This is a genomic window from Providencia sp. 2.29 (assembly GCF_015832305.1).
Classification (GTDB): domain Bacteria; phylum Pseudomonadota; class Gammaproteobacteria; order Enterobacterales; family Enterobacteriaceae; genus Providencia; species Providencia stuartii.
The window spans coordinates 4185646-4198418 of the sequence record NZ_CP065420.1; the positions used below are offsets into that span (position 1 = coordinate 4185646).

Annotated in this window: 11 protein-coding genes and 2 tRNA genes; 1 reads left to right on the forward strand and 12 read right to left on the reverse strand. The window is 44.7% G+C overall.

Translation table 11 applies throughout. From position 1 onward, the window contains the following. The 12 genes from truB to rlmE form a co-directional block, all read right to left on the reverse strand. The gene (truB, locus tag I3B46_RS19865; RefSeq protein WP_104873174.1) at positions 1-945 is read right to left on the reverse strand and encodes a tRNA pseudouridine(55) synthase TruB; all 945 of its coding nucleotides are present in this window, start codon (positions 943-945) and stop codon (positions 1-3) included. Next, a complete protein-coding gene (rbfA, locus tag I3B46_RS19870) occupies positions 945-1355 on the reverse strand; it encodes a 30S ribosome-binding factor RbfA (protein WP_014657326.1) in 411 nt (136 codons plus the stop codon). The genes truB and rbfA overlap by 1 nt, the downstream gene beginning before the upstream one ends. Positions 1356-1458: 103 nt before the next feature. Further along, positions 1459-4191 carry a translation initiation factor IF-2 gene (infB, locus tag I3B46_RS19875; protein WP_004915802.1) on the reverse strand — a complete coding sequence of 911 codons (2733 nt, stop codon included), beginning with the start codon at positions 4189-4191 and terminating at the stop codon, positions 1459-1461. A gap of 23 nt (positions 4192-4214) precedes the next feature. After that, positions 4215-5723: a transcription termination factor NusA gene (nusA, locus tag I3B46_RS19880; protein ID WP_004915799.1), complete on the reverse strand. Its 1509-nt coding sequence runs from the start codon at positions 5721-5723 to the stop codon at positions 4215-4217. Between the two features lie 23 nt (positions 5724-5746). Next, the gene (gene rimP, locus I3B46_RS19885) at positions 5747-6199 is read right to left on the reverse strand and encodes a ribosome maturation factor RimP (RefSeq protein WP_014657325.1); all 453 of its coding nucleotides are present in this window, start codon (positions 6197-6199) and stop codon (positions 5747-5749) included. A gap of 206 nt (positions 6200-6405) precedes the next feature. Then, positions 6406-6482: transfer RNA gene (locus I3B46_RS19890), tRNA-Met, on the reverse strand. A 59-nt stretch (positions 6483-6541) separates the two neighbouring features. After that, positions 6542-6631: transfer RNA gene (locus tag I3B46_RS19895), tRNA-Leu, on the reverse strand. 100 nt (positions 6632-6731) lie between these two features. Then, positions 6732-7070: a preprotein translocase subunit SecG gene (gene secG / locus I3B46_RS19900; RefSeq protein WP_004915793.1), complete on the reverse strand. Its 339-nt coding sequence runs from the start codon at positions 7068-7070 to the stop codon at positions 6732-6734. Between the two features lie 260 nt (positions 7071-7330). Next, positions 7331-8668, reverse strand: coding sequence for a phosphoglucosamine mutase (gene glmM / locus I3B46_RS19905; RefSeq protein ID WP_004915791.1), 1338 nt, complete (start codon positions 8666-8668; stop codon positions 7331-7333). Continuing rightward, the gene (gene folP / locus I3B46_RS19910) at positions 8661-9509 is read right to left on the reverse strand and encodes a dihydropteroate synthase (protein WP_104873173.1); all 849 of its coding nucleotides are present in this window, start codon (positions 9507-9509) and stop codon (positions 8661-8663) included. The genes glmM and folP overlap by 8 nt, the downstream gene beginning before the upstream one ends. Before the next feature lie 66 nt (positions 9510-9575). After that, positions 9576-11555, reverse strand: a complete 1980-nt coding sequence (gene ftsH / locus I3B46_RS19915) for an ATP-dependent zinc metalloprotease FtsH (protein ID WP_127891335.1) — start codon at positions 11553-11555, stop codon at positions 9576-9578. 48 nt (positions 11556-11603) lie between these two features. Then, a complete protein-coding gene (gene rlmE, locus I3B46_RS19920; protein WP_004915770.1) occupies positions 11604-12233 on the reverse strand; it encodes a 23S rRNA (uridine(2552)-2'-O)-methyltransferase RlmE in 630 nt (209 codons plus the stop codon). Between the two features lie 206 nt (positions 12234-12439). Here rlmE and yhbY point away from each other — a divergent pair, with 206 nt between their 5' ends. Beyond that, positions 12440-12733, forward strand: a complete 294-nt coding sequence (gene yhbY / locus I3B46_RS19925; protein WP_014657324.1) for a ribosome assembly RNA-binding protein YhbY — start codon at positions 12440-12442, stop codon at positions 12731-12733. Positions 12734-12773 lie beyond the last annotated feature (40 nt).

Consider the following 12773-nt stretch of genomic DNA (forward strand, 5'->3'; position numbering starts at 1 on the left):
TTATTCATTTTCAACAACTAAACGCCGAGGAGCAACCCGCATATCTTCACTGATCAACGCAATGCCAATAAAACGTTCAGCAGTACCACAAGTCACGCGAACCATGGTGCCTTCCGCTAATTGACCAATATTCGCCCTAACAGGCTGGCCCTGCTTAAAGTATGCCGCCGTTTCTTCTGTCAAATTAACGGCAGGAAAATGCACCACCGCAGTATCCATCGGCAACAATAAAGGGTCGAGCAGCGATTCAAAAGTGCCATTGCCTTCATCAACTTGCGCTCTTAATGCGGCGAGCTGCTCTAATGTCACCATCCGCGCATAAGGGTAGTTTGCTACCTGCAAGCGTCGTAGGTAAATGACATGTGCACCACAACCTAACATCTCACCTAAATCGTCAATAATGGTACGAATATAAGTACCTTTAGAGCAGTGAATTTCCAGTTCCAGTTCATTATTTTCTAAACGAATAAACTGTAACTCATACACTGTGATAGGCCGTGCTTCCCGCTCAACGGTGATCCCTTTACGCGCATACTCATACAAAGGTTTCCCTTGATGTTTTAGTGCCGAATACATTGATGGCACTTGCAATGTATCACCACGAAAATGCGCTAATGCCCCATCAAGCTGAGCTTGTGTAAACTCAACGTTACGCTCACTGATGATTTGACCATGGGAATCCGAAGTGTCAGTACGTTGTCCTAGACGGGCAATCACACGATAACGCTTGTCTGAGTCGAGTAAAAATTGAGAAAACTTGGTTGCTTCACCGAGACAAACAGGGAGCATCCCTGTTGCAAGTGGATCTAACGCTCCCGTGTGACCCGCTTTATTTGCATTGAAGAAGCGCCGCACTTTTTGCAGCGCATCGTTTGAAGAAATATCAGTGGGTTTATCCAGCAGCAAAACGCCATGTATGTCACGGCCGCTACGACGACGCCCCATTATTTTTCCTCTTTATCATCCGCGTTCGCACGACGCATTTCATCATTACGAATAACATTGGAAACTAAGTTAGACATACGCATACCGTCAACCAATGAGCTATCGTAAGAGAACGTTAACTCTGGAATAACGCGTAAACGCATCGCTTTTCCTAGCAAAGAACGAATAAAGCCAGAAGCTTCATTGAGCGCTTTAATGCCATCTTGAACCATTTGAGACTCATGTTCTTCATGAGAAATGTTAAGGAAAGTCACGAAAACTTTACCATAAGCCAAGTCTCTTGATAGCTCGACACCTGAAACAGTTGCCATGCCAATGCGGGGATCTTTAACTTCACGCTGCAAGATAATCGCAATTTCTTTTTGCATTTCTTGGGCTACGCGCTGAGAACGACTAAATTCTCTTGCCATCGTTATATCTCCTGACATTTTGGGGGGCTATTGCCCCCCAATAAATACAAAGCTATGGATACCCGCGATAAGCGATATGCTCCCTTCGCGGGTATAAAAGAAATTAACCGTCAATCGAACGTTTAACTTCAATCACTTCAAAGACTTCAATCATATCGCCAACACGGACATCGTTGTAGTTCTTAACACCGATACCACACTCCATACCATTACGGACTTCGTTGACGTCATCTTTAAAGCGACGTAGTGACTCCAGCTCACCTTCGTAAATAACCACGTTATCACGCAGAACACGGATTGGGTTATTACGCTTGATAGTACCTTCTGTCACCATACAACCAGCGATAGCACCAAACTTCGGTGATTTAAAGACGTCACGGACTTCTGCAAGACCCATGATTTGCTGTTTGTATTCAGGTGCTAACATACCGCTCATCGCTTGTTTGATTTCATCAATCAAGCTATAGATGACGGAGTAGTAACGTAAGTCAACACTTTCACTCTCAATAACGCGGCGAGCAGATGCGTCAGCACGAACGTTAAAGCCAAGAATGATCGCATTCGATGCCGCAGCCAGAGTTGCGTCAGTTTCGGTAATACCACCCACACCAGAACCGATGATTTTGATTTTAACTTCATCAGTCGATAGTTTTAACAGTGAGTCAGTAATCGCTTCACAAGTACCTTGAACGTCGGTTTTTAGAACAATGTTCAGTTCAGAAACTTTACCTTCTTCCATGTTAGCAAACATGTTTTCCAGTTTAGATTTCTGTTGGCGAGCCAATTTCACATCGCGGAATTTACCTTGGCGATACAATGCAACTTCACGTGCTTTTTTCTCGTCACGAACAACGGTTGCTTCATCACCTGCGGATGGAACATTGGATAGACCTAAAATCTCAACAGGCATTGATGGGCCAGCAGATTGAACTTCTTTACCGAGTTCGTTACGCATTGCACGAATACGGCCGTATTCAAAACCACAAAGAACAATATCGCCTTTGTTGAGCGTACCTTCTTGAACAAGAATCGTTGCAACTGGACCACGACCTTTATCAAGGTAAGATTCAACAACAACACCGCTTGCCATACCTGCGTAAACTGCTTTCAGCTCGAGGACTTCTGCTTGTAGCAAGATAGCATCAAGCAGCTCATCGATACCGGTACCTTTTTTCGCCGATACGCTAATAAACTGAGTATCACCACCCCAATCTTCAGAAATAACACCGTATTGTGACAGCTCATTTCTTACACGATCTGGATCCGCTTCTGGTTTATCAATTTTGTTCACAGCAACAACGATAGGCACACCCGCCGCTTTTGCGTGTTGGATGGCTTCGATAGTTTGTGGCATCACACCATCGTCTGCTGCAACAACCAGAACAACGATATCCGTCGCCTGAGCACCACGAGCACGCATTGACGTAAACGCGGCGTGACCCGGAGTATCTAAGAAGGTGATCATCCCTTTATCAGTTTTCACATGGTAAGCACCGATGTGCTGAGTGATACCACCTGCTTCGCCTGAAGCGACTTTCGTTGAACGAATATAGTCAAGCAGTGATGTTTTACCATGGTCAACGTGACCCATGATGGTAACAACCGGTGCACGTGGCTCTTCAACTGCTGAACCCGTATCACGGTCATTCATTACCGCTTCTTCTAGCTCATTTTCGCGACGAAGGATAACTTTGTGACCCATCTCTTCTGCAACAAGCTGCGCAGTTTCTTGGTCAATGACTTGGTTGATAGTCGCCATCGCGCCCATCTTCATCATTGTTTTAATCACTTGTGAACCTTTCACCGCCATTTTGTTAGCGAGTTCACCAACAGTGATCGTTTCACCGATAACCACGTCACGGTTTACTGCTGCCGCAGGCTTGTTAAAGCTTTGTTGCAGTGAACTACCTTTACGTTGTTTACCTTTGACGCGATTAGAGCGGCCAGCAGCGCGTTCTTCTTCACGATCGGCTTTTTCAGAAAGCTTATTGCCTTTCTTTTGGCGAGGCGCTTTCGCACTACGGTTACGAGAACGACGACCTTCTTCTTTTTCGTCGCTTTCATCTTCCGCTGCACGAGCATGGCGAGAAGTCGTCGTGTGATAGTCACTATCGTCGTCGATTCTGGAATCATTGTTCCATTTTTCGTTGTTTTCTTCTGCCATTTTGCGAGCCTCTTCTGCGACACGTCTCGCTTCTGCTTCAACTTTACGTTGAGTTTCTTCTTCAACTTTACGCTTCAGAGCTGCTGCTTCAGCTTCACGGCGCTGTTTTTCAGAGTTGGTCTCACCGGCTTTGCCAGCTTTTTGATGATTTTCGCTTGATTTCACTTTTTCTCTTTCCGCTACTTCGCGCGTAGCTTTCTCAGCTGCTTCACGTTTTGCTTTCTCTTCGGCTGCACGCTTTGCTTCCGCTTCACGCTTCGCATTTTCTTCTGCGATACGTTTTGCTTCTGCTTCACGTTTAGCCAGTTCTTCAGCTTCGCGCCGTGCTTGCTCTTCCGCTTCACGCTTCGCCTGCTCTTCCGCTTGCGCTTGCTCAGCGTCGCGGTTCACATAAGTGCGTTTTTTGCGGACTTCTACATTTACCGATTTGCTCTTACCACCGGTGACTGGAACACTCAACGTACTACGCGTTTTACGTTGCAATGTTAACTTACTTGGCTGGCTCGCTGAACCGCCTTGCTCACGATTCAAGTGCCCCAGCAATGTTTCTTTTTCTGCCTGACTAACAGAGTCATTCTCACCTTTTTTGATCCCTGCTTCAGCAAATTGCTGTACCAGGCGTTCAACTGTGGTTTGAATTTCTGCTGCCAATGATTTTACAGTTTCTGTCATGCCGTTCCTTCCTGCTACAGTGTTTACGCATCGTTACCGAACCAGCAAATATTACGTGCGGCCATGATGAGTGCACCTGCCTTCTCACCATCCAGACCCTCGATATCAATCAGGTCGTCGATGCCCTGCTCAGCAAGATCTTCCAGTGTACAGATACCGCGAATAGCCAAATTATAGGCCAGAGTATTATCCATACCATCCAGATTCAATAAATCTTCTGCCGGCTGGTTATCACCTAGACTCTCTTTTTGAGCCAATTCAATCGTAGTGAGGGCCGCTTTCGCTCTTTCACGTAGAACTTCAACAGTTTCTTCATCTAAACCGTCAATTTCCAGAAGCTCTTTGATAGGCACGTAGGCCAGTTCTTCTAACGTCGAGAAGCCTTCTTCAACAAGTGCAGTGGCGAACTCTTCATCAATGTCAAGATGCTTAGTGAATGTGTCAATAGAAGCATGCGCTTCTGCCTGATGTTTTGCATTCAGCTCTTCTGCAGTCATGACATTCAATTCCCATTTGTCATCACCACGGTGTTTTTTCAGTAACTGTGCTGCTAAGCGCACATTTTGGCCGTTACGACCAATCGCCTGAGCTAAGTTACTGCTTTCTACGGCAACATCCATTGTACATTTGTCTTCATCAACCACAATAGATGCCACATCAGCCGGAGCCATTGCATTAATCACGAATTGAGCTGGGTTATCATCCCATAACACAATATCAATTCGCTCGCCGCCTAGCTCACTAGAAACAGCTTGAACTCGCGCGCCACGCATACCAACGCACGCACCGACCGGGTCAATACGCTTATCGTTAGTTTTTACTGCGATCTTAGCGCGAGAACCCGGATCACGAGCAGCGGCTTTGATTTCAATAATTTCTTCACCAATTTCTGGCACTTCAATGCGGAATAATTCAACCAACATTTCTGGGCGAGAACGGGTAACAAAAAGTTGTGCGCCACGTGCTTCCGGACGAACATCATACAGGACTCCACGGATGCGGTCACCTGGACGGAAGTTTTCACGCGGTAACATATCTTCTCGTAAGATCACCGCTTCAGCATTGTTACCAAGATCTAACGTGATATTTTCACGGTTTACTTTCTTAACTTGAGCGGTGATGATCTCACCTTGTTGCTCACGGAATTGATCAACCACCATCGCACGTTCCGCTTCACGTACTTTCTGTACGATCACTTGTTTTGCAGTTTGGGTTGTAATACGGTCGAAAGCAACGGACTCGATTTGGTCTTCAACGTATTCGCCCAGTTTTAGCTCTGGGTTTTCAAATTGTGCTGCTTCTAACGTAATTTCACGTGTTGGCATCGTTACATCTTCAACGATCAGCCAACGACGGAAGGTATCAAAATCACCGGATTTGCGATCGATTTCGACACGAACGTCAATTTCTTGCTCATATTTCTTTTTGGTTGCTGTCGCTAGTGCCGTTTCCAGTGCCTCGAAGATTTTTTCACGAGGGAGGGATTTTTCGTTAGAAACCGCTTCTACAACAGCCAGAATTTCTTTGTTCATCCTAGTTGCCTCATTGAACTTAATTAAAAGTGGGGTACCAAGTTAGCTTTCTGGATGTTGCCAAGGGCGAACACTTCATCCTTACCATCCACAGTAACCGTTATCATTTCACCTTCGACAGCTTTTATAATGCCTTGCCATCTACGGCGGTTCTGCATCGCAATGCGTAAAGTCAGTGCCACCTCTTCACCGACAAAACGCTCATAATGTGCGACAGTGAACAGTGGGCGTTCTAGCCCTGGTGACGATATTTCTAGGTTATAGACCACAGAGATTGGATCTTCGACATCCAATACTGCACTCACCTGATGGCTGACATCAGCACAATCATCAACAGTGATGCCTTCTTCACTATCAATGAAAACACGCAATGTCGATGTACGAGCACGGACAAACTCTAAGCCTACAAATTCAAAGCCAAGTGCTTCCACCGGTGCTGAAATCATCTCTGTCAATTTTTGTTCTAATGTGGACAAGCCCACCCCCAGACATAAAAAAAGGGCTATAAAAGCCCAGTTAATTCGATTGTCAAATAACAAAAAACCCCGAAATTTCGGGGCTTTATGAAACTGGACCCTGTAGTGCCAACGGGTTCACCATGTTCTTAGTATATCTTTAAAACCGTGATAAATCGATGAGAATTTCCGATAAATACATCTGATAAGATATGCTGACTAAGAATTGGTTGCGGGAGCCGGATTTGAACCGACGACCTTCGGGTTATGAGCCCGACGAGCTACCAAGCTGCTCCATCCCGCGTTCGAAAACGTGACATATTCTACACAAATAACCTGTAGAGCACAAGTTATCTTAAATAATGGTGCCGAGGACGGGACTTGAACCCGTACGCCCGTTTTGTAGGCACTACCACCTCAAGGTAGCGTGTATACCAATTTCACCACCTCGGCACTGAGGCGAGGTTATTGATGAATAACTTAACAATAACCTCAAATTCTTTTTTACTTTATTGATGATGGCTTAAATGCCTTCATCCGGAATCTTTAACACTTAACGAGGGATATCGCTCGTTGGTGTTGCTGGTGCTGCCGGAACGTCTGTTGGTTGCTCGACTTTTGCCGGTTCACTAATATTTTCCCATTTGCTACCAGTTCCATATTTATTGGCAGTCATATTGCCAAGGATCAAACTGATAATGAAAAATACAGCAGCCAAGATTCCAGTCATACGAGTCATGAAGTTACCAGAACCCGATGAACCAAACAGTGTTGCAGAGGCACCCGCACCGAATGACGCACCCATGTCAGCACCTTTACCTTGTTGTAACATGATCAGACCAATCAGGCCGATAGCTACCAACAAGAAAACAATTAAAAGAGCTATGTACATTTGAGTTACCTATTCAGTTTGCGGAACATAGTGTAACCACTATGACCTATAATACTGCACACCCGCTTATTTGCCGCTTAAGTATGACCTTTACGGGATTAAGCAGGTGCGAATACTAACCAAAGCTGAGCCGACAAGCAAGCCAAATTTCATTTCCTGAGTTCATTTGCGGAAAAAAACAGCAAATGAACTCGGGATGGGCAATTTTGTCAGGCTCTCAGTTAGTGCCTTATTTTTAAACGATCCTATCGTTAAAATGATTAACCTGCCGCTTTTACTGCATCAGCAATGCGGTTAGCCATCGCCAAAACGTCAGCTTCATTTTCACCTTCGACCATGACTCGAATCAAAGGTTCTGTACCTGATTTTCTCAGCAGAACACGACCTTTGCCTGCCAACTCTTTCTCGACTTGCTCACTCGCGGCCAATACAGCTTCACTTTGTAATGGGTCATGTGAGCCAGAAAAGCGTACGTTAACCAATACTTGCGGTAACAGTTTCATGCCACTGCATAAGTCATGCAAACTCATTTGGTTACGAACCATCGCACTGAGTACTTGCAGACCAGCCACAATACCGTCACCCGTCGTCGTTTTATCTAATAAGATAATATGACCTGAGTTTTCAGCCCCCATTCTCCAACCTTTTTCTTGGAGCTTCTCAAGTACATAGCGGTCACCCACTTTTGCGCGCTCAAAAGGAATGCCAAGTTGTTTCAGAGCGATTTCTAACCCCATATTGCTCATCAGCGTGCCGATAACACCACCTTTTAATTGGCCTTGACGTAATGCTTCACGCGCAATGATATAGAGAATTTGGTCACCATCGACTTTATTACCTTCATGGTCAACCATAATCAAACGGTCACCATCACCATCAAAGGCTAGCCCCACATCCGCTTTTTCTGCAAGCACACGCTCTTGTAGCATGCGAACATCCGTAGCGCCACACTTCTCATTAATGTTGATCCCATTAGGTTCACAGCCAATCGCGATGACTTCAGCCCCTAACTCACGAAATACATTCGGTGCAATATGGTAAGTTGCGCCATTAGCACAGTCGATAACGACTTTTAGGCTAGAGAGGCTTTGTTCACTAGGGAAAGTGCCCTTACAAAATTCAATATAACGACCCGCAGCATCAACAATACGGTTTGCGCGACCTAGCTCTGCGGATTCAACACATGTGATTGGTTTTTCCATCTCCGCTTCTATCGCTTCTTCGACTTCATCAGGCAATTTAGTCCCATCAATCGAGAAGAATTTAATCCCATTATCATCATAAGGGTTATGAGACGCAGAAATTACAATCCCCGCCTCAGCGCGGAAAGTACGTGTCAGATAAGCTACGGCAGGTGTTGGCATTGGGCCAGTAAATGACGCAGATAAACCCGCAGCCGCTAGACCCGCTTCTAAAGATGACTCCAACATATAACCGGAGATACGCGTATCTTTACCAATAATAATTTTTCGTGAGCCATGGCGAGCAAGAACTTTCCCTGCTGCCCAGCCTAATTTTAATACGAAATCAGGCGTGATTGGGCTGTCACCCACTTTGCCACGAATACCATCAGTACCAAAATATTTACGGTTACTCATACGCTAACTTTTCCTTTTCTGACAGAGTCATCTGAACGATCTGCATTGCTTGTACGGTCTCTTTGACATCATGTACACGAATAATCTGTGCGCCTTGCATCGCTGCGATAGTTGCGCAAGCAATACTTCCCACAAGCCTTTCTTGTGGTGGAACATTCAATAAGTTTCCAATCATAGATTTACGAGACATTCCTGCCAATAGCGGTAGTCCGAAATCATGAAACTGATCCAAATTTGCCAACAGTTGATAATTATGTGACAGGTTTTTACCAAAACCAAAACCGGGATCGAGTATTATCTGCTGTTTATCGATACCTGCCGCGACACAACGCGCAATTTCAGCATCAAAATAAGCTTTAATATCTGCTACAACATTTTCATAATTAGGCGCATCTTGCATGGTTCTTGGCTGACCTTGCATATGCATAATACAAACGGGTAAGCCACTTTGTGCCGCAACTTCAATGGCTCCTGGCTCATGTAATGAGCGAATATCATTGATTAAGTGCATACCTGCTTTTGCGGCTTCTGACATCACTTCCGCTTTTGAAGTATCAACAGAAATCCACACATCAAAACGCTGTGCAATGGCTTCCACAATTGGAATAACTCTATCGAGTTCTTCATTGACAGAAACCTCTGCCGCTCCCGGACGCGTCGATTCACCGCCAATATCAATAATCGATGCCCCTTCATTCACCATCTTAACGGCATGTTCCAATGCGTCATGATAACGATTATGAGTGCCACCATCTGAAAATGAATCAGGAGTAACATTCAAAATCCCCATCACTTTTGGTGTGGATAGATCGAGTTCACAAGCCCTTGCTCTAATTTTCATCGTTATTTCACCTTAACGTAAAAAACCCCAGAGAACTGGGGTTTTTCCATATCACTTAACGATAGCTTATTGTGGTTTGTTATCGTTTGTATTGTCTGATGAATGAGATTCATCATTACTGTTTTTTGGCTCTTCAGATTGAGGTTTTTCAGTCGTTGTTTCAGGTTTTGATGTATTAACCGCAGCACCAAAAGAACCCGTTACATTGTTGACTTTTTTGTCTTCATCCCAGCCCGCCGGTTCGCGTACAGGACGACGATTCATCAAATCATCAATCATTGGCATATCAATGGTTTCATATTTCAATAATGCATCTTTCATAGCATGCAGAATATCCATATTGTCTGTCAGCGTTTTATAGGCGACTTGGTAAGCGCGCTCAATAATTGCTTTAATCTCTTCATCAATAATGCGAGCAGTTTCATCCGAATAAGTCGAGCTGTGCCCCGAGCGACCTAAAAATGCAGGCCCTTCCTCGTCAGCATACAGTACTGGCCCTAACTTCTCAGAGAAGCCCCACTGAGTCACCATTTTTCTAGCGGTGTTGGTTGCTTGCTGAATATCGCCTGACGCCCCTGTAGAGACTTTGTCATGACCATAAATTAACTCTTCTGCAATACGACCACCGTATGTGCTAGCGATATTCCCTTCTAATTTCTGACGGCTTGCACTGACTTGGTCGCCTTCAGGTAGATAGAAAGTAACGCCCAATGCACCCCCACGAGGGATAATCGTCACTTTATGCACAGGGTCATGCTCAGGCATCAGATAACCAACAATTGCATGGCCTGCTTCGTGATACGCGGTAGCTTCTTTTTGTTCTTCTGTCATCATCAAAGAACGATGTTCAGCCCCCAGCCATACTTTATCCCTAGCTTTTTCAAACTCAACCATTGAAACAACGCGTTTGTTGGCACGAGCCGCAAACAGGGCTGCCTCATTCACTAGGTTTGCCAATTCAGCACCGGAGAACCCAGGCGTTGCTCTAGCAAGGATGGCTGTATCAACAGCAGGATCAATAGGAACACGACGCATGTGAACTTTTAATATTTGTTCACGACCGCGTACATCTGGTAAGCCTACCATAACCTGACGGTCAAAACGGCCTGGACGTAATAATGCAGGGTCCAAAACATCAGCACGGTTTGTTGCCGCAATAACAATAATACCCTCATTGCCTTCAAAACCGTCCATCTCAACCAGCATTTGGTTCAGAGTCTGTTCACGCTCATCGTGACCACCACCTAAACCAGCGCCACGTTGACGACCAACCGCATCGATTTCATCGATAAAGATAATACAAGGTGCTGCTTTTTTCGCTTGTTCGAACATATCACGAACACGCGATGCACCAACACCGACAAACATTTCAACAAAGTCAGAACCTGAAATCGTAAAAAATGGTACTTTGGCTTCACCGGCAATTGCTTTAGCAAGCAAAGTTTTACCTGTACCTGGAGGACCTACCATCAGGACGCCTTTTGGTATTTTACCTCCCAACTTCTGGAAACGAGCTGGTTCACGTAGAAAATCAACAATTTCACCAACTTCTTCTTTTGCTTCATCACAGCCAGCAACATCGGCAAAAGTCGTTTTGATTTGATCTTCCGTTAGCATTCGAGCTTTGCTTTTGCCGAATGACATTGCTCCTTTACCGCCACCGCCTTGCATTTGGCGCATAAAGAAGATCCAGACACCGATCAGCAGAAGCATTGGGAACCAGGAAATAAAGATAGTTTGCAGAAAGCTAGGTTCTTCTGGTGGCTCACCAACGACAGTTACGTGCTTATTTAGCAACGTGTCTAACAGCTTCTCATCCTGCATAGGAAGATAAGTTGTATAACGGCTATTATCAGCCTTTCTGACGTTTAATTCACGACCTGTGATACGAACTTCACGTACCTGATCCTGGGCTAACTCATTGATAAACGTAGAATAATCAACTCTGCGATTATTCGAATCGCTTGGGCCAAAACTCTGGAACAAGGACATCAGAACAACTGCGATGACTAACCAGAGAATCAGGTTTTTCGCCATGTCACTCAAGGGATTAACCTCATATTACAACTGTGTTAACAAATAACGTTCAGGGTACTACAGTTTTAGCCCTGTCGCTACAATGTATACTTCACGCGATCGTGCCCGCGAAGATTCGGGTTTACGAACTTTTACTTTCGTAAATAGGGAACGGATATCCCTGAGGTACTCGTCAAAGCCTTCCCCCTGAAACACTTTAACAATAAAACTGCCCCCAGGAGCCAGCACAGCACGGCACATATCCAATGCTAACTCAACCAAATACATCGACCGAGGTATATCGACCGCGGGAGTCCCACTCATATTGGGAGCCATGTCAGACATGACTACCTGGACTTTTTTATCTCCAACCCGCTCTAACAGTGCAGCTAGCACTGCTTCTTCACGAAAATCTCCTTGAAGGAAATCAACGCCAACAATCGGGTCCATCGGTAAAATATCACAAGCAATCACCCGGCCATTATGGCCTATTTGACTAACCACATACTGTGACCAGCCTCCGGGTGCTGCCCCCAAATCAACAACGGTCATACCTGGTTTAAAAATTTTATCACTTTGCTGGATTTCATCCAGTTTAAACCATGCACGTGAGCGAAGCCCTTTTTTTTGTGCTTGTTGAACATATTTATCACTAAAATGTTCTTGCAACCAGCGACTAGAGCTTGCCGAACGTTTTTTATTGGCCATTGCATTTTCCAACTATACTAAATAGAGCACATCTATCCCCATCATTTTTCGGCCTACATGAACGTTGATGATACCACTGCATGTAATTCGAATTATTTTGGGTGTTCATTGTTACTTCTTTACCATCCGATAAATATAATTGATGGTGATAGATATCAGATGGCGGTAGAATAAGCCATTTTCAATACTAACGAAGCAAAAAATCGATGAATCTTAATAAAAAACAAATCCAACACCTGAAAAGCCTCGCTCATCACCTCAACCCAGTTGTTATGATTGGTAACAATGGGTTAACTGAGGGTGTTTTAGCTGAGATTGAACTTTCATTAGCACATCATGAGCTTATCAAAGTCAAAATCGCAGGCGAAGATCGCGAAACTAAAAATTTGATCGCCGCAGCGATCGTTCGCGAAACAGGTGCTGTTAATGTACAAATTATAGGCAAGATACTTGTTCTCTACCGTCCATCGGATGAGCGCAAAATTATTTTACCTAAATAATCACCCTTAATTTATATAAAAATGCCATTGAAGGCAGCTT

Excerpts from the sequence above, each read along its gene's own strand:
- truB (WP_104873174.1), bottom strand. The coding sequence starts at position 945 with ATGGGGCGTCGTCGTAGCGGCCGTGACATACATGGCGTTTTGCTGCTG.
- rbfA (WP_014657326.1), bottom strand. The coding sequence starts at position 1,355 with ATGGCAAGAGAATTTAGTCGTTCTCAGCGCGTAGCCCAAGAAATGCAA.
- infB (WP_004915802.1), bottom strand. The coding sequence starts at position 4,191 with ATGACAGAAACTGTAAAATCATTGGCAGCAGAAATTCAAACCACAGTT.
- nusA (WP_004915799.1), bottom strand. The coding sequence starts at position 5,723 with ATGAACAAAGAAATTCTGGCTGTTGTAGAAGCGGTTTCTAACGAAAAA.
- secG (WP_004915793.1), bottom strand. The coding sequence starts at position 7,070 with ATGTACATAGCTCTTTTAATTGTTTTCTTGTTGGTAGCTATCGGCCTG.
- glmM (WP_004915791.1), bottom strand. The coding sequence starts at position 8,668 with ATGAGTAACCGTAAATATTTTGGTACTGATGGTATTCGTGGCAAAGTG.
- folP (WP_104873173.1), bottom strand. The coding sequence starts at position 9,509 with ATGAAAATTAGAGCAAGGGCTTGTGAACTCGATCTATCCACACCAAAA.
- rlmE (WP_004915770.1), bottom strand. The coding sequence starts at position 12,233 with ATGGCCAATAAAAAACGTTCGGCAAGCTCTAGTCGCTGGTTGCAAGAA.
- yhbY (WP_014657324.1), top strand. The coding sequence starts at position 12,440 with ATGAATCTTAATAAAAAACAAATCCAACACCTGAAAAGCCTCGCTCAT.